Below are 21,125 nucleotides of genomic sequence, written 5' to 3' on the forward strand. Positions count from 1 at the left end.
GGGCCGCCCCGGTCGGCCAGGGGTGGATCTGCGGGCATCGTTGTTCACGTGTCGCCGTGGTCGGCGAGAGTTTGTGTCGTGATGTACGTCGAGGGCATCCGGGTGAGTATCACAACCGCTAGCGATAGTTATAGATAACTTCAGTTGCGGAAAGTTTGTCAGATGTAGAGCTTCGAGGAAACCTTGATCGCAGCACGGAAAATCGAACACATAGGCGATGCCGACTCGTGACCGGCATGTGGCAGTGATACCCAACCGGGGAAAATGCGGTTGTTCACACCTGCCGCCGACCAAACGAAGACGGTGAATCCCCTGGCTGTGATTTATGGAACCGTTATGCCTGTTGTCAAAGAATCCGCGCGATCGGGCGTGGCATCTCGGCACGTGGGCCTACTTTGAGAAAGCGCGGTAGCGAAGTAACCGCAGATAGTCGCACCGGTTATCGCGACGGTGCCGATTTGGCCGAAGGGCACCGTTTTGGGTAGGTGACTCCGCGAACTTTCTGCGGCAGAGCCCGCTCGGCCACCTGTCGGTCATAGCGAAACCGCTTGACATGATGTCTGCAATGTCCGCAATATCCGTAATCACCGCTCGTGGCGGCTGGGATCCGCTGCAGGGACGGACAAGACCGCACCCACGGACGCGCCAAAGCCTGCACTGGCGCGACGGAGACGCTCGAACCCTGACCCCGTGACTGTCGAAGCAAAGGAGCACCGATGTCCACCATTCACTTCAAGGAGACGACGACCTCGACGCCCGAGCAGTTCGTCGCGGCGCTCACCGACTTCGGGCCCGGCCGCTCACAGCTGTTCGGCAACAGCACCGACCAATACCTCGAGGTGCACGCCCAGGGCCTCGGTGAGGCCGACGTCACCGAGGGCTCGCACGGTATCTGGGAACGCCTGCACTACGACTGGTCGGACCCCAACCGCGTCGTCATGACGACCACCGACTCCAACCTGTGGGGCGGTCACTCCGGCCACACCTACACCTTCACACGCAGGCCCGACGGGTCGACCGATGTGGATGTTGTCGTCGTGCGCGAGGGCAAGAACCTCACGGGACGGGTGCTCGGCGTTGTGGTCGGAACCGTCGGCCAGGGCGTCTTGAAACATGCGTTCGGAAAGACCGTCAAGGCCGTCGAAGCCCGCAACGACGGCGCGGGAACGACGGAACGCTCGTGACAGGAGAAGCGCCGGGCGACCCGCCGACGCACAACCTATGTCCAGGCGCGCCCCGACAGTCGACGGGCTTCTGCTCGCCGATCGGCAACCGTCGTTGTTCCTGTCTGCCGGCTGCGTCGAGGCCGTAGTCCGGCCGGCAAGCAGGCGGTGACTGGAGCCCTTTGAGCAGGTCCAGTTCAGGTGGACCTGCCATTGGGGCCCAGTCACGAGGCACGATTCCGCACCCGACACCGCAGTAGGAGCACACGGTCTTCACGGTGTCTGTTCCTGTACTGGAATCGGCTGCCACCACAGGCTTTCCCTCCTGGACCCTTCGACCACACCAACCAGGAGCCAACCCTGAGAACGCCCTGTTACCGGCCGGTCACACGTCTCACGTCGCGCCGTTACATTCACCTCCCGTGTGCGGTTCGTAGTTGTGCGCGACTGAGAGCCGCGTCACCTATATCCCGCCGCGCAGATCTGATTAGGTGGGTGCCATGGCCGAGATCTGGTTGTTCTCCTACGGAACCCTGCGACAGCCCGAGGTGCAGCGCACTGTGTTCGGGCGTGAGCTCGACGGACACTTCGACGAGATCGCCGGGTACGAGCTCGGCGAGGTGACGATCACCGATCCCGCGGTGATCGCAACCAGCGGCAGCGCACGCCACCCTGTCCTGCGTCCCGCAGACGGCGCCACCGGGGTTCCCGGCACCGTATTCGCCATTACCCCAACGGATTTGGCTGCCGCCGACGCCTACGAGGTTGCCGACTACACCCGCGTCTTGCTGCCCCTGGGTTCGGGCCGCCAGGCTTGGGTGTATGTTCTCGCATCGGTAGCGCCCGAGACAACGCAGAGCAGGTGAAACCCCGGCAGCGCCGCACCGTGCGACGGTAATCGTGTTGGATGAGCGCCGAGGTGACGCTGGACGAGCTTGTGAAAGCTATCGAACAGTACGACATCGCCTATCTGGTCAGCGTCGGCGAAGACTCCCAGCCACACGTCGTCGCAGTAGACCCGGTTCCGAGGGAAGGGCGACTCCGGATCGTCGAGCCTGGTCCACATACGCGCCGCAACATTGCCACTCATCCAAGTATCACTCTGTTGTGGGCGCCACGGCAGCCGACGGGCTACTCGCTCATCGTCGACGGCCTCGGCGCACTGCACGATGACCGACTCGACATCACACCTACGCGTGCGATCCTGCACCGCGCTGCCACACCGAGCCACGCACATACCGACGGCGGCTGCTGCGGCGACTGCCGCCACATCTCACTCGCTGACCCGCACTCCGCATCGCTGGAATTGTGACCCCGACGCAGCGGTGACGCTCTTCGGAAGTCGGTTCAGGCAATGGACTACGTGCGAAGTGGACTCGCTGGCTCTTGGTGCGATGATGCCGCGGGCGACGACCTCGTCGAACAACGCCACTGCTTTGGCCTCGGCATCCATAGCGCTGAAATACGTTCCGACTCAGCAACGTTCATTGTTTTCATATTTCGAATCCACATATTGACGAACTGGGACGGGTTCCACCGGCGTTGCGTCGCGCCGCATCATGCTGGATAGGTGTGGATTTCGGTCGCCTTGAGCGCGGCCCATAACAGCATTCCGGTCTGCAGGCGCAAGTCGGCGACGGTTGCGGGGGTGACGTCGGCGAGAACCGAGGGACTGCCGTCGAGGCGGACTCGGGTGGTATGGGCGTGCTGTTCGAGCCCGATGATGGTGACCGGCCAGGTGTTTCGCGGGCTGCCTGTTGGTTGTTCGGTGTGCAGGCTCACCGCGGTGGGAGGGAACGCGACATGGACTGCGCCCTGGGCCGGTTCGGCCACGGTGAGTATTCCGCCGTCGTCGAGGTCGACAGTGTTGCCGTGAGCTGTGCCGCGATAGAGGTTGAGGCCCACCAGGTTTGCGACGTATTCGGAGCGTGGTCTACGGGCGACTTCGCTGGGTGGTCCGGCTTGGATGACGACGCCGTTTTCGAGGATGACGAGGCGATCAGCGAGCACCATCGCGTCGAGTGGGTCGTGGGTGACCAGCACTGTATGCCCGGTGTAGTCGGAGAGATGGTGGGCGAGGTCGGAGCGAACCTGCAAACGGGTGCTGGCGTCCAGTGCGGCCAGCGGTTCGTCGAGCAGCAGCAGCTGCGGGTCGGTCGCCAGCGCGCGCGCGAGGGCAACGCGTTGCGCTTGACCGCCGGACAATGCGCGGGGTTTGGCGTGTACGTGGTCGGCGAGACCGACCCGGTCGAGCCAAAACCTGGCGCGGTCACGGGCCGCGCGGCGGTGCTGTCCGCGAGCACGCAGCCCGAAGGCGACGTTGTCCTGGGCAGACATGTGCGCGAACAGCAGGTAATCCTGGAACACGACGCCGACCGCTCGTCGCTCCGCGGGAACGAACAGGTTCGGCGGTGCGTCCCAAGTGCTGTTGTCGAGACGGATACTGCCGCTGGTGAGCGGGGTGAGTCCGGCCAGCGCCCGCAGCGCGGTGGTCTTGCCTGCTCCGTTGGGACCCAGCAGTGCGACAACCTCGCCGGGTGCCACGGTGACGGTGGCCTCGAGTTCGAATCTGTCTCGGGTGATACGTATTTCGGCATCCAGGGTCATACAACACCTCGTGTCCACCGGTCTCGCAGCGCAGCGAGTACGACCACCGACACGAAAAGCAGCACCAGGCTGAGAACGATCGCGTCCTCGGGATCGGTTTCCAAGGCCAGATATACCGCCAGCGGCATCGTCGTCGTCTTACCGGGGAAATTGCCCGCAAAGGTGATCGTGGCACCGAACTCACCGAGCGCACGAGCCCAGCACAGCACCGCGCCCGCGATCACACCCGGCATCACCGAAGGCAAGGTGACCCGACGGAAGGTCAGCCAGCGCGATGCACCGAGGGTGGCGGCGGCTTCTTCGTAGCGAGGGTCGGCTCCGCGCAGTGCACCTTCGACGGAGATGACCAGGAACGGCATCGCTACGAATGCCTCGGCAACTACGACCCCTGCGGTGGTGAAAGGTAGTGAGACACCGAACCATTCATTCAAATGGCGGCCGATGATTCCGCGCCTGCCCAGTACCAGTAGCAATGCGACCCCGCCAACGACGGGCGGCAGGACAAGCGGGACGGTCACCAGTGCGCGCACGAATCCGAGTCCTGGTATCTCGCCGCGCGCAAGCAGCCACGCCAAGGGGATGCCGAGCCCCAGGCAGAGGACAGTTGCCAAGCTCGCGCACACGAGCGAAAGGCGCAGTGCCTGGCCGACTTCGGTGCTGAACAATCGGTCGGGCACGCTGCGCCAAGGCGCACGCAGCAAGAGCCCGGCCAGCGGCAATAACAGGAACGCCAAGCCGCAGACGGCGGGCAGCACGAGAATGAGCGGTCGCCGCCCCTGTGCTGTCCGCCGTCGCGCCGACGCTCGGGTCACGGGTTGTCGAATCCCGCTTTGGTGAACACCGTGTGGGCTTGGTCGGACCGGACGAACTCGACGAACGCCGCGGCGGCCGCAGCGTTGGGAGCCTTGGCCAGCGGTGCGACCGGGTAGTCGTTGATCGCCTTGTCGGCCTCGGGGAAGTCGATACCCTCCACCTTGTCACCCGCGGCCTTGACATCGGTGCGGTAGACAAGCGCGGCATCGACCTCGCCGAGGGTGACCTTGGTCAGCACTGCTTTGACGTCGGCCTCACGAGTGTCGGGCTGCGGGGTGACACCAGCGACTTCGAACACGGTCTTGGCGGCGGCACCACACGGCACCTGTTCGGCGCACAGCGCGATCTTCGGTTCGGTCTTGCCGAAGTCGGCGAGTCCGGTGACGTGGCCGGGGTTGCCTTTGGGGACCGCGATTTCGAGGCGGTTGCGCACGAACATCACAGGCTTGGCGGTGATATCGCCGGCATCGACGACCTGCTGCATGTTCTTCGGCGCTGCTGATGCGAACACGTCGACGGGGGCGCCCTGCTTGATCTGTTCTGCCAGTGCCGAGCTCGCGCCGAAGCTGTAGACCACCTTGACGCCGGGGTGCGCGGCCTCGAACTGCTTGCCCAACTCGGTGAACGTCTCGGTCAGCGACGCAGCTGCGAACACCGTCACCGTGCCGGAGACCTTGTCGGTGGGCGCTGGGTCGGACGACTTGTCCGACCCACAGCCGACCATCGTCCACGCGACAGCCCCGGTCAGCGCAACAGCACTCAGGGAACGAATCATCCTCATCCTCATCAACTTTCTGGGACTTCGACAACAACATGAGTGGACTTGACCGACGCGACCGCGACGCTGCCGACCTCGAGACCGAGTTCATCGACCGATTCCCGGCTCAGCAGCGACACCAGCCTGAAGGGCCCGGCCTGCATCTCGACCTGCGCCATCACCGTGTCCTTGACGATCCGCGTCACGATCCCGCGCATCCGATTCCGCGCCGAGACAGCCACCGTGGCTCCGGGCTCCGGAGCTTCGGAGTTGGCCTGCAGAAACTCGGCGAGCTCGCGGCCGCTGACGCCCTTGCGGCCGTTGTCCAGTTGGATCGCGGTCAGCCGGCCCTGATCGATATACCGCCGCACGGTGTCATCGCTGACACCCATGAACGCGGCGACTTCACTGATCCGCAGATTCGACACGAGTGGCAGCATATTGCCGTATCCACGGAATGTATAGGCGCTTGCAGGCGCTTCGGCGGATCGTTATCTATGCGGATGCGCTGGTTACCAGCGGTGAGAGTTGTTCGAAACACGACCTCACGGTGTCCGCGGAAACGCCGGTATCGGCGCGGAAGACATGTGGCGGTGCTGTCATTGCGCTAGCGGTAGTAGTTCGATCAGCATTCCCCGCGCTGTCCCGATGAGAATCTGCGCGCCGAACTCGGTCAGCAGTCCGCGCAGATGGTCGGCGGCATCGAGCTCGGTGGCCCCACTATGACCATCAGCTCCGCATCCGTCGACAACGCAAACCACGAGCGCAGCAGGTCCCGGCAGTCATCCAAATGCCATACGTCGCCGGTGGGAGGTTGATCAGAGTATCGACGTGTTCGGTGCGGAGGATCCGCGCACGCTCGAGGTGACGGAGCAACGTGCGGTCCTGGCGACAGAGCTCACGCTGCGGTGACGAGGCCGGTGGTCGAAGACCACCCGGCCGGCTGTCAGTGCGCGATGCCGCCGGTAGCCGGTGTGCGGCCGTGCCGCATGATCACGGCCAGGATCAGTGCGACGGTCGACGCGATGGCGCAGAGCCAGAAGCCGAGTTCGTAGCCGTGGTCGCCGAAGATGTCGGGAATCGGGGTGGGCGGTGTCTGCTGGCCCCCGACGGTGATCATCGCTCGCATCGCGGTGGTGTGCAGGAACGCGGTGACGATGGCGAGACCGATGGCCACGCCCATGGACTGCATGACGCCGAGCATGCCGAGGCTGATGCCCTGTTGCTCCTGCGGGACCGCCTCGACCATGAGAATCGGCATGGCCGCGTAGTAGAAGCCGAACCCGATGCTGAAGATGGAGTTCACCACCAGGAACACCGTGGTCGTGTGGGGCAGCAGTGCGAAGGCAACGCCGGAAGCAGCGAAGATGGCCAAGGCGATGACTAGCGGGATCCGGGCGCCGATGCGTCGGGCCAGGAGTCCGGCGAGCGCGCCGCAGATCATCGTCACCACAGAGCCGAGTAGTGCGATCCGCAGTGCGAATTCCAGCAGGGTATAGCCGCTGCCGTAGGTGTAACCCGGGTCCAGCGTCACCTGGACCGCCTCGGGCGGCAAGGGCTGACCGGTCATCGCCTGGACCTTGGCGAGGCTGCCCTGTTGCACGCCGGCGGTTACCGTCGCCACATCGGGGGTCTGTGCCATGTAGGCGATGGCGTAGGACACGATCCCGATTTGCAACGACGCGAACAACGCGCCTGCCAGAACCAGCGCGACCCGCGGGTGGAACAGCAGCTTCATGTCCATGATCGGTGTCGAGACGCGCTTTTCGACGACGACGAACAGTACGAGCAGAGCGATGCCTGCGATCAGCCAGGCGAGCGTGGTCGGCCTGCTCCAGCCCCAATCGTGGCCCTTGTCCACGTAGATCAGCGTCAGCGTGGCGCCGCCGGAGAGCAGTGCGGCGCCGACGATGTCGATGCGCTCGGTGACCCGCAGCTTGGATTCGGGCACGATCAGCCAGATCAGCGGCAACATCAGCAGAGTGAACCCGGCCAGGCACCAGAAGATCGCGCGCCAGCTGTAGTTGTCGACGAGGAAACCGCCGAGCAGCGGCCCGGCGATGGAGGAGACACCCAGGCCGGTTGCGGTGATGCCGAGCCCGAGTGGCACGAACTTGCGTGGCATCAGGTCCCGGATCAGACCGTAGGCGATGACCGCGGTCGCGATCGCGGTGGCCTGCAGGCATCGCCCGAACAGGAAGACGCCCCAGTTCGAGGTGGTCGCGTCGAGCACACAGCCGATGACGAACAGGGCGCCGCAGACGAGGAACATCCGCTTCTTGCCCCAGACGTCACTCATCTTGCCGATCAGCGGAGACGCGGCCGCACCGATCAAGCCGAAAACGATGATGGCCCAGTTGATGTTGGCACCGATACCAGGGAAGGTCGGTGCGATCTTCTGCAGGGCGGCCGCGACGATCGTGTACTGCATGGGGGCGATCTCGGAGAACAGGACGATCACCGCCAGCACCGTGAAAAGCCGTGCGCGCGAAGCACCGTCGAGGCGACCGGTGTCGATGTCGAGTTGAGGGGTACTGGTGGACATGGCCACACTCCGTTGTTCGGGAACTGCGTTCGGGTCAGTAGATGTAGGCGGTATCGGGGAGGTCGGTGACGGAGGTGCCGACGTGCACGGTGAACTCGCCCGGTTCGGTTTCCCAGCCGTTGAAAACCGGTGTCGGTTGCGGAGTTCCGTCGAGGGCGCCGACGCGGATCGCGAAACGCAGGATGCGGCGGACCTTGTCGTCGATGGTGGACTCGGCGATCTCGCCGGAGCGAACTTTCTCGGCCAGCGGCTCACCCCACAGGTACGGCGGGCCCGGCATGCACAGGTCGGTGCCCTTGGCGGCGCTCTCGGTGCTGCGTACGGTCGTCCAGTCGGAGACCACGACGCCGTCGAAACCCCCAGTACCCTCGAGCGGTTCGTCAAGGAGCGGGTTCTCGGTCATGGTGGTGCCCTTGACCGCGTTGTAGGCGTCCATCAGCATCCAGGCGCCCGCCTCGACGGTCCGCTCGATGGATACAGGTACAGCTCGTGCAACGCGCGGTCGCCGACGTGGACGTCGACGGTGAAGCGGTCGGTTTCGGAGTCGTTGGCCACGTAGTGCTTCGGGCACGCGCTCACCCCGTGCGCCTGTACGGCTCGCGCACGGCGAGCAGCGCGACGCGGGGCGCCGTACTGCAGTCGGCGACCGGACAGGAGAGTTCTATTGCTCACGATTGTGGACGTTAGGTCTGTCGGTAGCTGGGCAAGGCTTGCCGCGCCCTTCTGCAGACTGTTGCAGACACCCCACGCGGGCTGGTGTCGGCGACGTGCCCTCGATGTGATTGTCCAGCCCACCCGCACCGGAGCGCAGGCCTCGTGCGGATCTGCGTCGGGGTGAGCAGGGTGGTGAACACCGGCATTGTCGATCGGTGGATCCGGTGTCGGTGGCCGGGTTTCGGGTGCTGGAACTGGCGCGGGCGTACGCGTTGCTGTCCACAGCCTCGGTATCGGTATCAACCGGCGGTGACAGCGCCGTGGTGCCAATACAGGTCAGGGCGCGCGGTCACCAGGTCGGGATGTGCCTGGAATTGGAGCCTCTAGGCCGCCATGGCCGTTGGTTGCGTCGTGGCCTGTGCGTCCGCCTGTCGGCGGACTCGTGGATCGATGCGGTCGTCGAGCGGGTGTCCACGTCACCGAGGGCGGCCGAGGCGGGCTCGGTGTTGGCAGCGTTGTCCTCCAGTCAGCGGAAACGCTCACTGTCCCTTCATATTTGGTGGTCCTGGCAAGGCGTCGGCACGCTGGTGGATCGGCTGTCATATGGCAATGGATGCTCGTCTGGAGCAGGGAGACATGGCAGATGGCTACGAACCCACCATCCCGGGTGGCGGGATCAGTCCAGATGGGCCGACAGCAGCCAGGCCGGAACCGACTTGCGGCCACTGGGCTCGTCGCGCATACCCTCGAACCGGAAACCCGCGTCCGCCGGCAACTCCGCAGGCAGATTGCCATGGATTCGCGCCGGCCTGATCTCATCGATCACCCAGTACTTCGACACCACCTCACGAAGCTCGTCGGCGGTGACCGGCGATGGCCCCGGTTCAGGCACTTCGGGCAGGGCGGCCCGGTCGAAGACCAGCACGAAATACGCCGCGCCCGGCGCGGCGGCGCGCACAATCGACTGCTGATAGCCCTCCCGCGACTCGACCGGGATCGAATGGAACAACGTGCTGTCGACGACGGTGCCGAAACGGCCGTCGTAGCCGGTGAAGGAGGCGATGTCGGCGACCTCGAAAGAGGCGTTGGCCAGGCCGCGCCTGGCAGCCTCGGCTCGGGCCAGCTCGACCGCGGTCGCCGACAGATCCAGGCCAACGGTGGTGAAACCCCGCTCGGCCAGATATAGCGAGATCGCCGCCTCCCCGCATCCGACATCGAGGACATCGCCATGGAATCTGCCCTGCTCGATCAGCGCGGCGAGTTCCGGCTGGGGTTCCCCGATACTCCACGGCGGCTTGACGCCCGGCCCGAACGGGCCCCCTGTACCTCGGTAGATTTCTTCGAATTCGAAATCATGAGGGTTAGTCATAGCCCACAAGTATCAGGGAACCCGATGCATGTTTGGGACGTGGCCCGCGACGCGCTCGGACTGCTCAGGAGCCGGTGCGCGGTTGCGGGCACGAACCTTGGATCCGAGTCACCGGCCGATCACACCGCCATCGTCGACATTCTGTGTGCATTGTGGAGAACGACGCTTCGACGCGGCGGATGCTGCGCACCCGACTCGGCGCGGGGACCGGCACCGGCCGCGGCAGGCAGTCTTTTGGGTTGCGAATCCCGGTGAGAGAGGGATAGTGCAATCCTTCGTGTCACGTGGGGGCGCCGCCGCGAAGCCAGTCGGACCAGGGGATGCTCCAATCGCCGTTCTGCCAGATGTCGAGGGGGTCGCCGCCGGTGTTGCGGACCTCGACGACGTCGCCGGGGATGACGAAGTCGTAGAACCATGCGGCATCGTTGGGGGAGATGTTCAGGCAGCCGTGTGAGACGTTGGTGTTGCCTTGGGCCCACATGCTTGCGGCCAGTTCGTGCACGAAGATTCCGTCGTGGCTGATGCGGACCGCGTGGTTGATGCTCGTGCGGTAGCCGCCGGAGTTGGTCGGCAGGCCGTAGCTGGCGGAGTCCATGATCACCGGGTCGTTTCGGTCCAGCACGGTGTAGACACCGGGGCGGGTCCAGAACGACAGATATCTCGACCCGACGGCCGCGGTGCCGCCCTTGCCCATCGATGTGGGCATGGTTCGCACCAGGTTCCCGTTGTCGAAGACCTCGATCTGTTTGGTGTCGTCGTCGGCGATCGCGACGTGCGCGGGGCCGATGATCACCGACACCCGTTGGTCGCGCAGGCCGTAGCGGCCCTCGCCGAGCGCGCGGCCGAAGAGTTCGGCCGTGATCGTGATCCTGGTTCCCGGTACGTGATATTGCGCCGGCCGCCAGTGTGCGTTCTGATCGTCGAGCCAGTACCAGCCACCGGTGACGGTTGGCTGGGTGGTGACCTTCAGGTGGCGTTCCGCAGCCGCCCGATCGACGGGTTCGTCGAAATGGGCGACGAGCACGAAACCCACTCCGTAGGTGTCGTTTTCGGCCAGCTCGACGAGATTGGCGGAGCGCAGGGAGACGTCGACGAGCTGTTGCGGTTGTACCGTGGTGCAGGTTGTCGTCGTGGTGACGTCGCCGGTTTCGCCGTGTGCCACGGCTTTCGCGGTGTAGGTATGTCCGTAGCCGAGTGGTTCGGTGCTGGTCCAGGTTCGATGATCGGGTGCCGGTACACCCGGCAGTGATCTGCCGGTTTCGTCGATCCATTCGACCGACCGCAGTGTCCCGTCGGTGACCGTGACCATGCCGGGGCTGCGTGCATCGATGTCGTGGGTGCCGGGTGGGGGATCGAATCGGATTGTGGCGGGTTTGGCGGGCGCGGGTTCTCGCAGCCCGCATCCGGCCAAGGCGAGGCCACCCGTACCGGCGAAGCCGATCAGTAGCCGACGACGTCCCAATGCCACCGCGTATCTCCCTTCACTGGGTGCAGCAGGGCCGACCTCTGCCCGTCAGCATGTGGTAGCTAGGCGCTTGCTGGGGCATCAACGAGCGGAATCTCCACCGATCCGTCGCACAACCGACACCGTTCCGCGATCGGGCAAGACGGTCATGGCGGTCTGCAAGACCCGGACGGTCACACGGTCCGCCGGCGCGACCTGTCAGCTGAAACCGGCTCAGGGCCGCACGACGGTGACCAGGCTGATCAATGACTGCTCGGCGGCCGGAGTGTGGCCGAGGTCGCGGATGTAGTCGTTGAGGTAGACGCGCTCGCCGGTCCACCCGCGGTCGGTGAACCACTCGGTGACCTCACTGTGGGGGTCGTTGTAGATCAACCGCACCCAGTCCGAGCCCGCGTCGCCGCGCTCGGCCATCGAGGCGGCGGCCTCCGCGGGCAGCGGATCCATCTGCTCGATCGCGACCCGGCTACCGGGCGCGCTGAGCGAGACGACGGCGTCGAACAGCTGGTCCTGTGCAGCCGGCGACAGATAGATCAGCAGGCCCTCCACCAGCCACGCAGTCGACAGGGCAGGATCGAAGCCGCTGTCGCACAACGCTTTCGGCCAGTCCTCACGCAGGTCCACCGGCACCTCATGGCGCTCGGCGCTCGGCTGGCGCCCAGCCTGGGCGAGAGTTTCGCACTTGAACTCCAGCACCTGCGGCCGGTCGAGCTCGTAGACGACGGTGCCGTCGGGCCACGGCAGCCGGTACGCGCGGGCGTCCAAGCCGGCCGCGAGGATGACCACCTGCCGGATGCCGGCGGCCGCGGCCGCGTAGAGGTAATCGTCGAAGTACCGGGTGCGGGCGACCTGATGCTGCTGAAACTGAATTCCGAATTCGGGGGTCAGCAATGGATGGTCGGGCACTCGATCGTCGAGCAGGTCGGCCCACTCCCCGCCCGCGGCCCGCACGAAGAGCTCGGCGAACGGGTCCTGCGCCGGCGCATCGGCCGCGCGGCCGCCCAGCGCGCGAGCCGCCGCGACGAACAACGCCGTAGATCCCACACTGGTATTGATGTCCCAGGAATCTCCATCTGTGCGCATGCTCGCCAACGTACCGATCGCGGCGAGCTCGGTCATTCCAGCGCACCGCGACAGCGGAATCCTCCATGAATCAACCCCATAGCGGCGTTCACTCCACCGAAGGCGCGGTCGGCGGGGTGAAATCCTCCGGTGGAGGGGGAGGTGTAGCGGTGGCAGCCGCAGCTTGCCCGTTCCTGTTCTCCCTCGTTGAACGGATGGATGGGGCCGGGTTGTACCCCGGGGTGGCCGGCTTGCTAGTCGCGCAACTGGGCGCGGGCGGCGGCGAACCATGCCTGGGTGGCGGGCAGTCCGGCCTTGATGTCCTTGCCGGCGCCGTTGAACCCGAACAGGTCTCCGGCGAACCGGCTCAGCACCGTGCCCTCGGTCTCGTCGAGTTCGGCGAGCAGCTCGGTGTCACCGAGCAAGTAGGCAACGCCGGCCACCTCTCCATTGGGCCACGCATGGCGGTAGTCGTCCCAGCCGTTTCGCTGCACCGTGCGGGCCCGTCCAACCAAGCTCGTTTGCAGAGCGGCGCGTTCGGCGTCGCCGGGCTGCTGCGCTCTGAGTGCCTCCCAGGTGATCGGTTTCTCTGCTATCGCTTCCGGCTCAGTGCCGTCGCCGGGGTTGGTCTCGGTCATCAGTCGTCCTTCCCGTTGTGTCCAATATGGCTTACATGGCTGTGGGCGCGGGGTTTGTGGAGACCGGCTGCGGCTCGAGACATCCCATGCCGAGTTTGCGCTGACCGTATAGCGCTGCCGATCCAGCTGGAACAATAGTTCATCTCCCACTGAATACAGATTTTGATGTACGGTTTGTGTGTGGAGACGTTACTGCACAGTGACGCGCTGGCCCGGTTCGGTCACGCGCTCTCGGATCCGACCCGCACCCAGATCCTGTTGAGGCTGCGCACCGGCCCGTCCTATCCCTCGGACATGGCCGAGCAGATCGGGGTGACGCGCCAGATCCTGTCCAACCATCTGGCCTGTCTCCGAGGGTGCGGCTTGGTCGTTGCGGTTCCCGAGGGGCGGCGCAACCGCTACGAGTTGGCCGATGTGCGCATCGGGGCCGCGCTCGGTGATCTGCTCGGGCTGGTGCTGGCCGTCGATCCGGCGTGCTGCCCGGTCGCCGACTCGGAGGGGTGCTGCTGATGTCGGCTCCGCTGGGGCTGCCGTCGCTGCCGCCGACGGCCATCGCACTCCGTCCTTCACCACAGCGGCGGGCGGTGCTGTCGCGCCGGATCCGCTGGTTGGTCGCCGCGACCATCACCTACAACGTCATCGAGGCGATCATCGCCCTGAGCGAGGGCGCCCGGGTCTCCTCGACCGCGCTGATCGGATTCGGCCTGGACTCGGTAATCGAGGTGTCCTCCGCCGCGGCGGTCGCCTGGCAGTTCGCCGGCCGCGACCCCGAGAAGCGGGAGAAGATCGCGCTGCGGATAATCGCCTTCTCCTTCTTCGCCCTGGCCGCCTACGTCGCCGCGGACTCGGCGCGTGGCCTGCTCGGAGTAGGGGAAGCCCGGCACTCGACGATCGGAATCGTGCTGGCTGCAGTGAGTTTGGCAGTGATGCCGATGCTGTCGTCCGCGCAGCGCCGCGCCGGACGTGAACTAGGTTCCGCCTCCGCGGTCGCCGATTCCAAGCAGACGCTGCTGTGCACGTACTTGTCGGCGGTGCTGCTGGTCGGCCTGCTACTCAACAGCCTGCTCGGCTGGTCGTGGGCCGACCCGATCGCGGCTCTGGTCATCGCCGCGATCGCGGTCAAGGAAGGCATCAATGCCTGGCGCGGCGATACCTGCTGCCCGTCACCGACCACCCTCGGCGCCATGACCAGCGGAGGTGCAGACACGCACAACTGCGATTGCTGTGACTGACCAATCGTCCAGACCAGAACCACTGTTGGGGTTCGGTTCTCCAGCTGGTGCAGGGAAGCCACGAGTGCGGGGAGCTGCTGCACGCGGCTCGGATAGCCGGCGAACCCGAGTGGTACTGCCACGACTGTGACCACCACGCACAAGTCGCGTAGCTCCGGGCATGGCCCAAACAGAAATATCGGCCGGGAGCAGATCCCTGCCGACATTTCTCTTTAAGGCAGTGCCTGGGGCGATGTCTCACACGGCGACGGGGCAGGCGTGCTTGGTCATGGCTGCTGGTGCCACCGAGTGGGTTCAGCCGGTGTCCGAGCTGTTGAGGACCGGGTCCGACCGGCCGATAACTCCGAGAAACCAGTGCGATACTCCCAACACGCCTACCAATCGATCGGAGTGCACTGAGTGAAGATCAGGGAATACCACGAACGAGACAAGGACGAGTGCCTGCGCATCTTTGTCAGCAACACGCCTGAGTTCTTCGCGCCCCACGAGATTTCGGAGTTCGACACTTTCCTCGACAACCCGCGCTGCTCCTACCACGTCATCGAGGAAAACGGTGTCATCGTGGCATGTGGCGGATGGGTGATCCGCCCCGACCGTTCGTCATCGCTGTGCTGGGGGATGGTGAGCAGGTCCGAACACCGTCGAGGTATCGGGGCCTATTTGCTCCACGAGCGCCTGCACCTGATTTCTGCAGACGGCTCGGCATCGTGTGTCCTCCTGGAGACCAGCCAACGTTCCAGCCCGTTTTTCGAACGTCTGGGCTTCGTGACCACCCGGACCGAGCGTGATGGTTTCGCCCCCGGTATCGACGCGGTAGCTATGCGGCTGGACATCGCGAGCCGCGACGTTCCCTAGTTGGTGCCGGACACCTCGCCGGAGATCCCCGAGCCGCATGCCCACCGCCTACCGCGCTAGGCGGCGGTGGCGTGCCGGATGATGATGTTGCCGAACGAGTTACGTGCGTCCACCCGCACAATGTCCGTGGTGTCCCGCGGCCGGTCGACCGGTCCCATCACGTTCTGCACGGTGCCGTGCAGGGTGTTCGTTTCCAGCCGCACCGCACTGCCCGCGCGGATACCCACCTCCAGCTCGCCCATGGAGGTTTCCAGCCGCAGCACACCGCGTGAGGCTTCGTCGATACGGATGTCACCCTTGGCGGCCTTCGCTGTCACCGAACCGAGCGGGCGTTCGACGGTGATGTCGCCGGCGGCGATCTCCAGGTCGCACTCACCGAGTCCACCGGTGCCCAGCAGTCGGCCCACCGCGGCGGTGGCCTTCAGTCGGGAGCCGGTGGGCACCTCGATGGTCACCTCGATCGACGGGTTACCACCGAACGGGGTGTAGGTCCGCCAATCCTTCGGTGCTGTCACCGTCAGGGTGCCGGCGGTGAAATCGACCCGGGTGTGTGCTGCGGCGCGCACGTCACCGGTCTTGGACTTATCGGCCGGCCGGACCTCGACGACGGTGTCGCTACGGTCGGAGGCGATGACCCGGACCTCAGCGGAGAGCACCTCGACGGTGAGGGTGATCGGTTCCGGTGTCGCGAATGCGGGCATGGCTGTACTCCCTTTGAACGTGTGCGATAGGTGCGGTGTGTGAACTGGGTTCGTCCCCGGATGGCTTCGGTGGCCCGGGGGTTGCGGTTGCTGTGCTGTTGACAGGAGTTACTTTCACCGGCCGGGTTGACACCGACCTGACACCGACCTGACAGGCTCACTGACACGGTGCTCGGAAGGGGATGGCCTCACCGTGCAAGCTGAAATGGGCATGCGCCGCCGGTTCGACCATCCCAACGAGTGCGGATGGTGAACCTGGGTCCTGGTGGAGCCTGCCTTCGCCCGGAATGTCAGTGGATTGGTACCTCAGCGCTCAGATCTGCAACTCCGAGCCGACCTTCCAGCACAGGAAGACTCCCGCAGCCTGAGTTCACGCTCATACAAATTGCGAGAACTTATCCGAGTTCGAGGCGCACACTCGGAGGGTGGGTACGGCCGAGGACGATGCGGCGCGCGGTGAGCTGATTCGACAGATCGCCGTCGTGCTCGACGATCTCGTGTCGCGTGCCGAACGAGCCCGCCCCGGCCGAAGTGGCGCGGATGCGGAATGGCTCGATCGACTGCTGGCCGAGCTGCGCCCGATGGCCGAGCAGGCGCACGATCTGGAGGTCACGCGTACGATCCGCGACATCGTCGCCCGGCACGGGTCGGGGCCGTGGCCGGCCGAGGATGTCGCGGCCATCGCGGATGCGGATCCGGCGGCGGTCCGCCGGATTCTGGATGCGCTCACCGCGGCCGGGCCGGCGTGGCCCGAGCCCGGCGCGAACTAAGGAGTTTTTCCAGACTTCACCCTGACCCCGGCGGATATCGCGTTTGTAGATCCAGGCTGTGGCCGTGGCCCGGCGGATCGGCTCGGTGTGGCAGTGGCGTTTCAGCTGGTAGAGGGACATCTGGCGGGTAGCCTGAGTTCCTCGTGCAGCGCCGCCGCTCGGGTGGCCACTGCCTCGTGTGATCGGAACGAACCCACTCGAACGCGAAGGAAAGGACGAGCAGTTGAAGAACACTGGACGGATTGCTTTCGCCTGTCTTGCCATCGTCACCGCCCTGAGCATGACCGCCTGTGGAAGCGACGATAAGAAGAGTGACGCCAACTCGACCAAGGCGACCACCAGCGTCAAGGCGCCCGCAGCCGACAAGCTGCCGCCCACCCCGACCGCCGCCGACCTGAACACCCTACTGAGTCACGCGCTGGACCCGAACGTGCCGAACACCGAGAAGCGGGAGATGGTTCAGGGCGCCGAGAATGATCCGGATCTGCCGAGCCGCCTCGCCGAGGCCTACACGCAGACCGGTGCCAAGGTGGAGGTCACCGAGGTCGCCGCTCCCGTCGGTGACACCCTCAACGCCAAGGCCAAGCTCACCGTCAACGGCCAGGAGAACATCGCCGACGTGCCGTTCGTCGCCGAAAACGGCAGGTGGAAGGTCCAGAAGCAGTGGGCCTGCCAGACCCTGTCGCTGGCCAACATCCAGTCGTCTGCCTGCGCCAGCTGACTATCCACCCATGGACGGTCGGAAAACCATCAGCCTGCCAGTGCGGTTAGGCCTCTGACCGCCGAGGTTCAGGGCGGGTCAGCCTGGCCACGATACGGTCAGGCTGACCCGGCTGTCGCCGTCCACTGGGGCTCGATGCATCGATCGTGCGGCGCGAAGGCAGCAGCTCGTCGTACTTAGAGCGCGTCTGTGAACTTGTCAGGCTGACGTGGTCCGTGCAGGCTCGGCCGATGGCGCCCTCTGCTGCGATGAGTTTCGCTCGGGTCGCGAGTCTGTTCTGGTGAGCGTCGTAGGACGTCGTACGACTCTGCCCGGTATGAGACACCACGGAGGACACCATGACGACCACGCCGAACGACCCGACCACCGCGCTGCCTGCCCGCCCGCCCGTTGTCGACCTCGCCACCTGGCAGACCGCCCGTGATGAGCTTCTGGTCCGCGAGAAGGCCCACACCCGCGCGGGCGACGCCCTCGCCGCGGCCCGCCGCCGGCTGCCGATGGTGGAGCTCGACGGGACGGTCGAGGTCGTCGGACCCGACGGCCCGGTCCCGTTCCTGGACCTGTTCCAGGGCCGCGACGAACTCGTGGTCTACAAGCACATGTGGTACGACGGCGCACCACACCAGGGGCAGTGCGAGGGCTGCACCACCACGGCCTGGCACCTGAAGGACGCCGTCTACCTCAACGCCCGCGGCGTCTCGTTCGCCATCCTGACCACGGGCCGTTGGGACGAGGTGGCCTCCTACATCGAGTTCATGGGCTACACCCAGCCCTGGTACTCGGTGCGCGACATGGACGAGCCGGTCGGCGGCAGCATGGGTTACATCACCTGCTTCCTGCGCGACGGCGACCACGTGTTCCTCACCTACTCCACGACGGGCCGTGGCAACGAGCCGATCAACGGGTCCCTCGGCCTGCTCGACATGACGCCCTACGGCCGCCGCGAGGCGTGGGAGGACAACCCCGAGGGCTGGCCCGAGCCCCCTCAGGCCGATTCGCCGGTTGGTGGACATGGCTCGCCGATTTGCTGGTACTGGCGCACGGACGGCCAACGGTGTTGCCACCTGGGGCCCGACCAGCCGCCCCGTGCCGCAGTGGACCCGCCCCGGCGCGACCCCCGTGGAGACCCTCGGCCGGCACGGCCACCACTGACACGCCTTCGTCGTCGTCGTCGGCAAACCCGAAAAGTTGGACCGGCGCCTGGTTCTGGACGCGATCTTCTACCTGGTTCGCGGTGGGATCGCCTGGCGGGCCCTGCCGGCCGACGTCCCGCCGCACCAGACCGTCTACGCCCTGTTTCGCCGGCCCGCGCGCGTGGTGCCGGATCTACGCAGCGCTGCGTGAACGTGTGCGTCTGGCCGACGGGCGTGGCCCAGTGCCGACCGCGGCCGTGATCGATTCCCAGACCGTCCGCGCCGCCGATACCGTCCCGACCGCCAGCAGCGGGTACGGCGAATACGAGGTGAGCAACTACCGAAAACGTTGTGTTCGAGGTGAAGTGGCACTACCAAAGCAACGGCCGCTCGGCATCGTAGTTCAGCGTGCGGGTGTGGATCCATCGAAGGCGACGGTAATTTCGGCCCGGCTGTCCATGGATCGGGAAGGCGCGAAACTCGGCTCCATAATTCAATTTATCGATTGCCGCGCAGTCGCCGCTGAGAAAAGTCTCAGGTGGGGGGTGCTGGAGCTGGTGTAGTCGTAACCAGTCGGGGCCGCGGTTCGTCACCACGGCCCCGGATTGCTCAGGTTATCGCTACTCGTGGAACTCGAAACGCCACGGCTGTCGCAAATCGTGCACATCGAGTGGCCGGAGTGCGATACGCGGCGGATATATTCGCAACAAGCTCTCGTCCAAGGTCAATTCCCTCCCTTCGATGGGTCCGCCAGGGACGACGACATGGAAGGTGAACGGCTCGGCGCTCTGGTAGAGCGCCCACTCCCGAGGCTCCGGGTAGCTGCCGACTGGCATATTCAGCTGCGGATCGGCCTCGTAGCCCAGATAGGTCTGACTCTGGAGGTTGCGGATTGTGACATTGCCGTTGCTGTCGATTCGGACTTCCCATTCCTGGATTCCGGGCTGGCCGGTCGGCGGCAAAAGAACTGCGGGCGAACCTTTCTCGGCCCCGTGTTCGAAGGTGAGGAGGCGGTTCCCGGAACGGCTGATCGAATACACGCCGGCAGGTATGAATGCCATGTCTAACCACCCTTTCTGTCGCGCACGAATTCTCTTCTGTGCGTAATGCATTCGGCTGATCAGTATGGTGCGACGTTGCTCTCTCACTATACGCACCGTGTGATGCCGAACAACGCTGAAACGAAATCATCCGTTGAACTGCCCCGGTATGTACAGAGAACATCACTTCATCTCTTGGGAAGGATGGAGTCGTATCGAGTTCGAAGAAGTGCCCGCAGGAGTTGCGTGAGCGGGACGCGCGCATGTTCGTCGAGATCAAGGGCGAGCACGCGGCGGCATGTTCGAGATCGGTGCGGCTGGTGGGATCGAGTTCGAGGAGAAGCGCGCTACCAGAGACGACACCGACTACCTAACCAAGTGCTGCTGGAGTACTAGCCTTCGGTAATGCCTCGACGTGCGGTAACCGGGACATCGAAGTAGGCGGCGCCGCGGATTACTTGCAGCTGCGGCCATGGAGACGGCGATACACGCAACGATCGAATAGCGAGGGCGGTCGTCGAGGTCTCGCGGAATTTCAGCCGAATGAATCGCAGCGGAGGTTGCGACTCCGGGGACCAATGTAGCTCATGCTGCCCAGGGGTTATTTCGGCCACACGAATCCAGAGCCCGAGAACACGGATTTGCAACTCCCCGCTCGGTGGCAGGTTTCCACCGTCCGGGTCGCCGAAATACACGTCGATGGTGTCGATCTTCTCAGAGGTGTGGAGGTCGAGTTCCACGGTGTCATTGGTCTGGACTGGCGCATCGCTGAGATAGTAGGTTTCGAGATTGTCGTTCAGCATGTTCGTCAATGGATGCCTCTCGTCGACACCGAGCTGCGGTGTCACGCTGGCTGTCGGCAGAAGCGCCGCGATGGTGAATGCACCGTGCACCCTGAGATTGCCGACTTCGAGGTCGGGGACGCGAACGGTGACTGTGGTCGATAGCGACCGTCCAAGTCGGCAACAACGCCGTCGAACGCACACTGTCCACCACAGTCACCGTCCGCACCCCCGACCTCGAGGTCAGCAACCTGGTCGTGCTCGGCGCGCTCACCATGGCGCGGCCTGCAAACATGAGAGCCACGGTGTTCGGCCTCGCGACCAAGCCCCCATACGTGGTACCACAAATGTTGGACGGGAATCTCGAAACCTACTGGCAGAGTGACCCGCGCATGAGCGACGGCACATCCCCATTCGTACGGGTCGACCTCGAAAGTGTGCGGTCGTTGGACAGAATCGACATCTATTTCGGTACCCCGGCCGGCGGATTGCTGCCACCATCCGGGGAAGTGGATACTTCCGTCGATGGTGCGAATTGGCGCCACCAGGCCTCGCTTGCCGCCGGGCAGCCCGAGATGCACGTTTCCTTGCCCGCAGGTACTCAGGCGCAATATGTCCGAGTGAGCTTCGACGCTGTCAAGCCGAATCTCGCCATTCGATCGTTCCAGGTTCGGCAGTCGGTCCCGCTGCAGATCACTCGTGAAGCCGCCGATTTCGGTGTTCCGGTAACGGCACAAGAGGGGCATCACTGAACGCTGAAGCCCCTCTGCGATCGGGAGCGGTCACGTGATGATCGATCTCGGCAGCGTGCAGCAGATAGC

General features: G+C 65.0%; 24 protein-coding genes. 10 read left to right on the forward strand and 14 right to left on the reverse strand.

All coding sequences use genetic code 11. The annotated features are described in order from the left end of the window. Positions 1-716: 716 nt before the first annotated feature. The 3 genes from OHQ90_RS18565 to OHQ90_RS18575 all read left to right on the forward strand — a co-directional run bounded on the left by OHQ90_RS18565 (position 717) and on the right by OHQ90_RS18575 (position 2,475). On the forward strand, positions 717-1,184 hold the full coding sequence (locus OHQ90_RS18565) for a hypothetical protein (RefSeq protein WP_328412157.1): 468 nt from the start codon (positions 717-719) through the stop codon (positions 1,182-1,184). A gap of 479 nt (positions 1,185-1,663) precedes the next feature. Further along, positions 1,664-2,029, forward strand: a complete 366-nt coding sequence (locus OHQ90_RS18570) for a gamma-glutamylcyclotransferase family protein (protein WP_328412159.1) — start codon at positions 1,664-1,666, stop codon at positions 2,027-2,029. 41 nt (positions 2,030-2,070) lie between these two features. Continuing rightward, positions 2,071-2,475, forward strand: coding sequence for a pyridoxamine 5'-phosphate oxidase family protein (locus tag OHQ90_RS18575; protein ID WP_328412161.1), 405 nt, complete (start codon positions 2,071-2,073; stop codon positions 2,473-2,475). 245 nt (positions 2,476-2,720) lie between these two features. Here OHQ90_RS18575 and OHQ90_RS18580 read toward each other — a convergent pair whose 3' ends face one another. From OHQ90_RS18580 to OHQ90_RS18630, 11 genes are all read right to left on the reverse strand, one after another. Beyond that, a complete protein-coding gene (locus OHQ90_RS18580; RefSeq protein WP_328412163.1) occupies positions 2,721-3,770 on the reverse strand; it encodes an ABC transporter ATP-binding protein in 1,050 nt (349 codons plus the stop codon). Beyond that, on the reverse strand, positions 3,767-4,582 hold the full coding sequence (gene modB / locus OHQ90_RS18585) for a molybdate ABC transporter permease subunit (RefSeq protein WP_328412165.1): 816 nt from the start codon (positions 4,580-4,582) through the stop codon (positions 3,767-3,769). The genes OHQ90_RS18580 and modB overlap by 4 nt, the downstream gene beginning before the upstream one ends. After that, on the reverse strand, positions 4,579-5,358 hold the full coding sequence (modA, locus tag OHQ90_RS18590; RefSeq protein ID WP_328412167.1) for a molybdate ABC transporter substrate-binding protein: 780 nt from the start codon (positions 5,356-5,358) through the stop codon (positions 4,579-4,581). Before modA ends, modB begins: the two co-directional genes overlap by 4 nt. An 11-nt stretch (positions 5,359-5,369) precedes the next feature. Further along, on the reverse strand, positions 5,370-5,768 hold the full coding sequence (locus OHQ90_RS18595) for a TOBE domain-containing protein (protein WP_328412169.1): 399 nt from the start codon (positions 5,766-5,768) through the stop codon (positions 5,370-5,372). Positions 5,769-6,286: 518 nt separating this feature from the next. Further along, positions 6,287-7,885: an MFS transporter gene (locus tag OHQ90_RS18600; RefSeq protein ID WP_328412171.1), complete on the reverse strand. Its 1,599-nt coding sequence runs from the start codon at positions 7,883-7,885 to the stop codon at positions 6,287-6,289. 34 nt (positions 7,886-7,919) lie between these two features. After that, positions 7,920-8,327 (reverse strand): glycoside hydrolase family 3 N-terminal domain-containing protein, encoded by a 408-nt coding sequence (locus OHQ90_RS18605; RefSeq protein WP_328412173.1) that lies wholly within the window; start codon positions 8,325-8,327, stop codon positions 7,920-7,922. Next, complete coding sequence (locus tag OHQ90_RS18610; protein ID WP_328412174.1) at positions 8,321-8,557, reverse strand: hypothetical protein; 237 nt, start codon at positions 8,555-8,557, stop codon at positions 8,321-8,323. Before OHQ90_RS18610 ends, OHQ90_RS18605 begins: the two co-directional genes overlap by 7 nt. A 658-nt stretch (positions 8,558-9,215) precedes the next feature. Continuing rightward, a complete protein-coding gene (locus OHQ90_RS18615; RefSeq protein WP_328412176.1) occupies positions 9,216-9,908 on the reverse strand; it encodes a class I SAM-dependent methyltransferase in 693 nt (230 codons plus the stop codon). 280 nt (positions 9,909-10,188) lie between these two features. Further along, entirely contained in the window at positions 10,189-11,376 is a 1,188-nt protein-coding gene (locus OHQ90_RS18620) for an Ig-like domain-containing protein (RefSeq protein WP_328412178.1), read from the reverse strand. Positions 11,377-11,586: 210 nt separating this feature from the next. Beyond that, complete coding sequence (locus OHQ90_RS18625) at positions 11,587-12,453, reverse strand: SAM-dependent methyltransferase (RefSeq protein WP_328412180.1); 867 nt, start codon at positions 12,451-12,453, stop codon at positions 11,587-11,589. A gap of 233 nt (positions 12,454-12,686) precedes the next feature. Beyond that, positions 12,687-13,070 carry a hypothetical protein gene (locus tag OHQ90_RS18630; RefSeq protein WP_328412182.1) on the reverse strand — a complete coding sequence of 128 codons (384 nt, stop codon included), beginning with the start codon at positions 13,068-13,070 and terminating at the stop codon, positions 12,687-12,689. A gap of 180 nt (positions 13,071-13,250) precedes the next feature. Here OHQ90_RS18630 and OHQ90_RS18635 point away from each other — a divergent pair, with 180 nt between their 5' ends. The 3 genes from OHQ90_RS18635 to OHQ90_RS18645 all read left to right on the forward strand — a co-directional run bounded on the left by OHQ90_RS18635 (position 13,251) and on the right by OHQ90_RS18645 (position 15,157). Beyond that, entirely contained in the window at positions 13,251-13,580 is a 330-nt protein-coding gene (locus OHQ90_RS18635) for an ArsR/SmtB family transcription factor (RefSeq protein ID WP_328412184.1), read from the forward strand. Next, positions 13,580-14,302, forward strand: coding sequence for a cation transporter (locus tag OHQ90_RS18640; protein ID WP_328412186.1), 723 nt, complete (start codon positions 13,580-13,582; stop codon positions 14,300-14,302). Before OHQ90_RS18635 ends, OHQ90_RS18640 begins: the two co-directional genes overlap by 1 nt. Before the next feature lie 399 nt (positions 14,303-14,701). Next, on the forward strand, positions 14,702-15,157 hold the full coding sequence (locus OHQ90_RS18645; RefSeq protein WP_328412188.1) for a GNAT family N-acetyltransferase: 456 nt from the start codon (positions 14,702-14,704) through the stop codon (positions 15,155-15,157). A 56-nt stretch (positions 15,158-15,213) separates the two neighbouring features. Here the strand turns inward: OHQ90_RS18645 and OHQ90_RS18650 are convergent, their stop codons facing one another. Next, positions 15,214-15,858, reverse strand: coding sequence for a DUF4097 family beta strand repeat-containing protein (locus OHQ90_RS18650; RefSeq protein WP_328412190.1), 645 nt, complete (start codon positions 15,856-15,858; stop codon positions 15,214-15,216). 425 nt (positions 15,859-16,283) lie between these two features. Between OHQ90_RS18650 and OHQ90_RS18655 the strand changes: the two genes are divergently transcribed. From OHQ90_RS18655 to OHQ90_RS18665, 3 genes are all read left to right on the forward strand, one after another. Continuing rightward, positions 16,284-16,628, forward strand: a complete 345-nt coding sequence (locus OHQ90_RS18655) for a hypothetical protein (RefSeq protein ID WP_328412192.1) — start codon at positions 16,284-16,286, stop codon at positions 16,626-16,628. 178 nt (positions 16,629-16,806) lie between these two features. Continuing rightward, a complete protein-coding gene (locus tag OHQ90_RS18660; RefSeq protein ID WP_328412194.1) occupies positions 16,807-17,349 on the forward strand; it encodes a hypothetical protein in 543 nt (180 codons plus the stop codon). A gap of 338 nt (positions 17,350-17,687) precedes the next feature. Continuing rightward, the gene (locus OHQ90_RS18665) at positions 17,688-18,743 is read left to right on the forward strand and encodes a DUF899 domain-containing protein (RefSeq protein WP_328412195.1); all 1,056 of its coding nucleotides are present in this window, start codon (positions 17,688-17,690) and stop codon (positions 18,741-18,743) included. Positions 18,744-19,102: 359 nt separating this feature from the next. On the opposite strand, the gene OHQ90_RS18670 is transcribed toward OHQ90_RS18665, so the two are convergent. Together OHQ90_RS18670 and OHQ90_RS18675 are read right to left on the reverse strand one after the other, a co-directional pair. Continuing rightward, positions 19,103-19,543, reverse strand: a complete 441-nt coding sequence (locus tag OHQ90_RS18670) for a hypothetical protein (RefSeq protein ID WP_328412197.1) — start codon at positions 19,541-19,543, stop codon at positions 19,103-19,105. Positions 19,544-19,914: 371 nt separating this feature from the next. Beyond that, positions 19,915-20,325 (reverse strand): hypothetical protein, encoded by a 411-nt coding sequence (locus OHQ90_RS18675; protein WP_328412199.1) that lies wholly within the window; start codon positions 20,323-20,325, stop codon positions 19,915-19,917. A gap of 236 nt (positions 20,326-20,561) precedes the next feature. Between OHQ90_RS18675 and OHQ90_RS18680 the strand changes: the two genes are divergently transcribed. Beyond that, positions 20,562-21,056 (forward strand): discoidin domain-containing protein, encoded by a 495-nt coding sequence (locus OHQ90_RS18680; RefSeq protein ID WP_328412200.1) that lies wholly within the window; start codon positions 20,562-20,564, stop codon positions 21,054-21,056. The last annotated feature ends 69 nt before the right edge of the window (positions 21,057-21,125 follow it).

Origin of the sequence: Nocardia sp. NBC_00403 (assembly GCF_036046055.1) — a bacterium.
Lineage (GTDB): Bacteria > Actinomycetota > Actinomycetes > Mycobacteriales > Mycobacteriaceae > Nocardia.

Bases quoted from the DNA above. Each gene is read 5' to 3' on its own strand.
- OHQ90_RS18565 (WP_328412157.1), top strand. From the start codon at position 717: ATGTCCACCATTCACTTCAAGGAGACGACGACCTCGACGCCCGAGCAG.
- OHQ90_RS18570 (WP_328412159.1), top strand. From the start codon at position 1,664: ATGGCCGAGATCTGGTTGTTCTCCTACGGAACCCTGCGACAGCCCGAG.
- OHQ90_RS18575 (WP_328412161.1), top strand. From the start codon at position 2,071: ATGAGCGCCGAGGTGACGCTGGACGAGCTTGTGAAAGCTATCGAACAG.
- OHQ90_RS18580 (WP_328412163.1), bottom strand. From the start codon at position 3,770: ATGACCCTGGATGCCGAAATACGTATCACCCGAGACAGATTCGAACTC.
- modA (WP_328412167.1), bottom strand. From the start codon at position 5,358: ATGATTCGTTCCCTGAGTGCTGTTGCGCTGACCGGGGCTGTCGCGTGG.
- OHQ90_RS18600 (WP_328412171.1), bottom strand. From the start codon at position 7,885: ATGTCCACCAGTACCCCTCAACTCGACATCGACACCGGTCGCCTCGAC.
- OHQ90_RS18605 (WP_328412173.1), bottom strand. From the start codon at position 8,327: ATGCTGATGGACGCCTACAACGCGGTCAAGGGCACCACCATGACCGAG.
- OHQ90_RS18615 (WP_328412176.1), bottom strand. From the start codon at position 9,908: ATGACTAACCCTCATGATTTCGAATTCGAAGAAATCTACCGAGGTACA.
- OHQ90_RS18625 (WP_328412180.1), bottom strand. From the start codon at position 12,453: ATGCGCACAGATGGAGATTCCTGGGACATCAATACCAGTGTGGGATCT.
- OHQ90_RS18630 (WP_328412182.1), bottom strand. From the start codon at position 13,070: ATGACCGAGACCAACCCCGGCGACGGCACTGAGCCGGAAGCGATAGCA.
- OHQ90_RS18640 (WP_328412186.1), top strand. From the start codon at position 13,580: ATGTCGGCTCCGCTGGGGCTGCCGTCGCTGCCGCCGACGGCCATCGCA.
- OHQ90_RS18650 (WP_328412190.1), bottom strand. From the start codon at position 15,858: ATGCCCGCATTCGCGACACCGGAACCGATCACCCTCACCGTCGAGGTG.
- OHQ90_RS18665 (WP_328412195.1), top strand. From the start codon at position 17,688: ATGACGACCACGCCGAACGACCCGACCACCGCGCTGCCTGCCCGCCCG.
- OHQ90_RS18670 (WP_328412197.1), bottom strand. From the start codon at position 19,543: ATGGCATTCATACCTGCCGGCGTGTATTCGATCAGCCGTTCCGGGAAC.
- OHQ90_RS18675 (WP_328412199.1), bottom strand. From the start codon at position 20,325: ATGCTGAACGACAATCTCGAAACCTACTATCTCAGCGATGCGCCAGTC.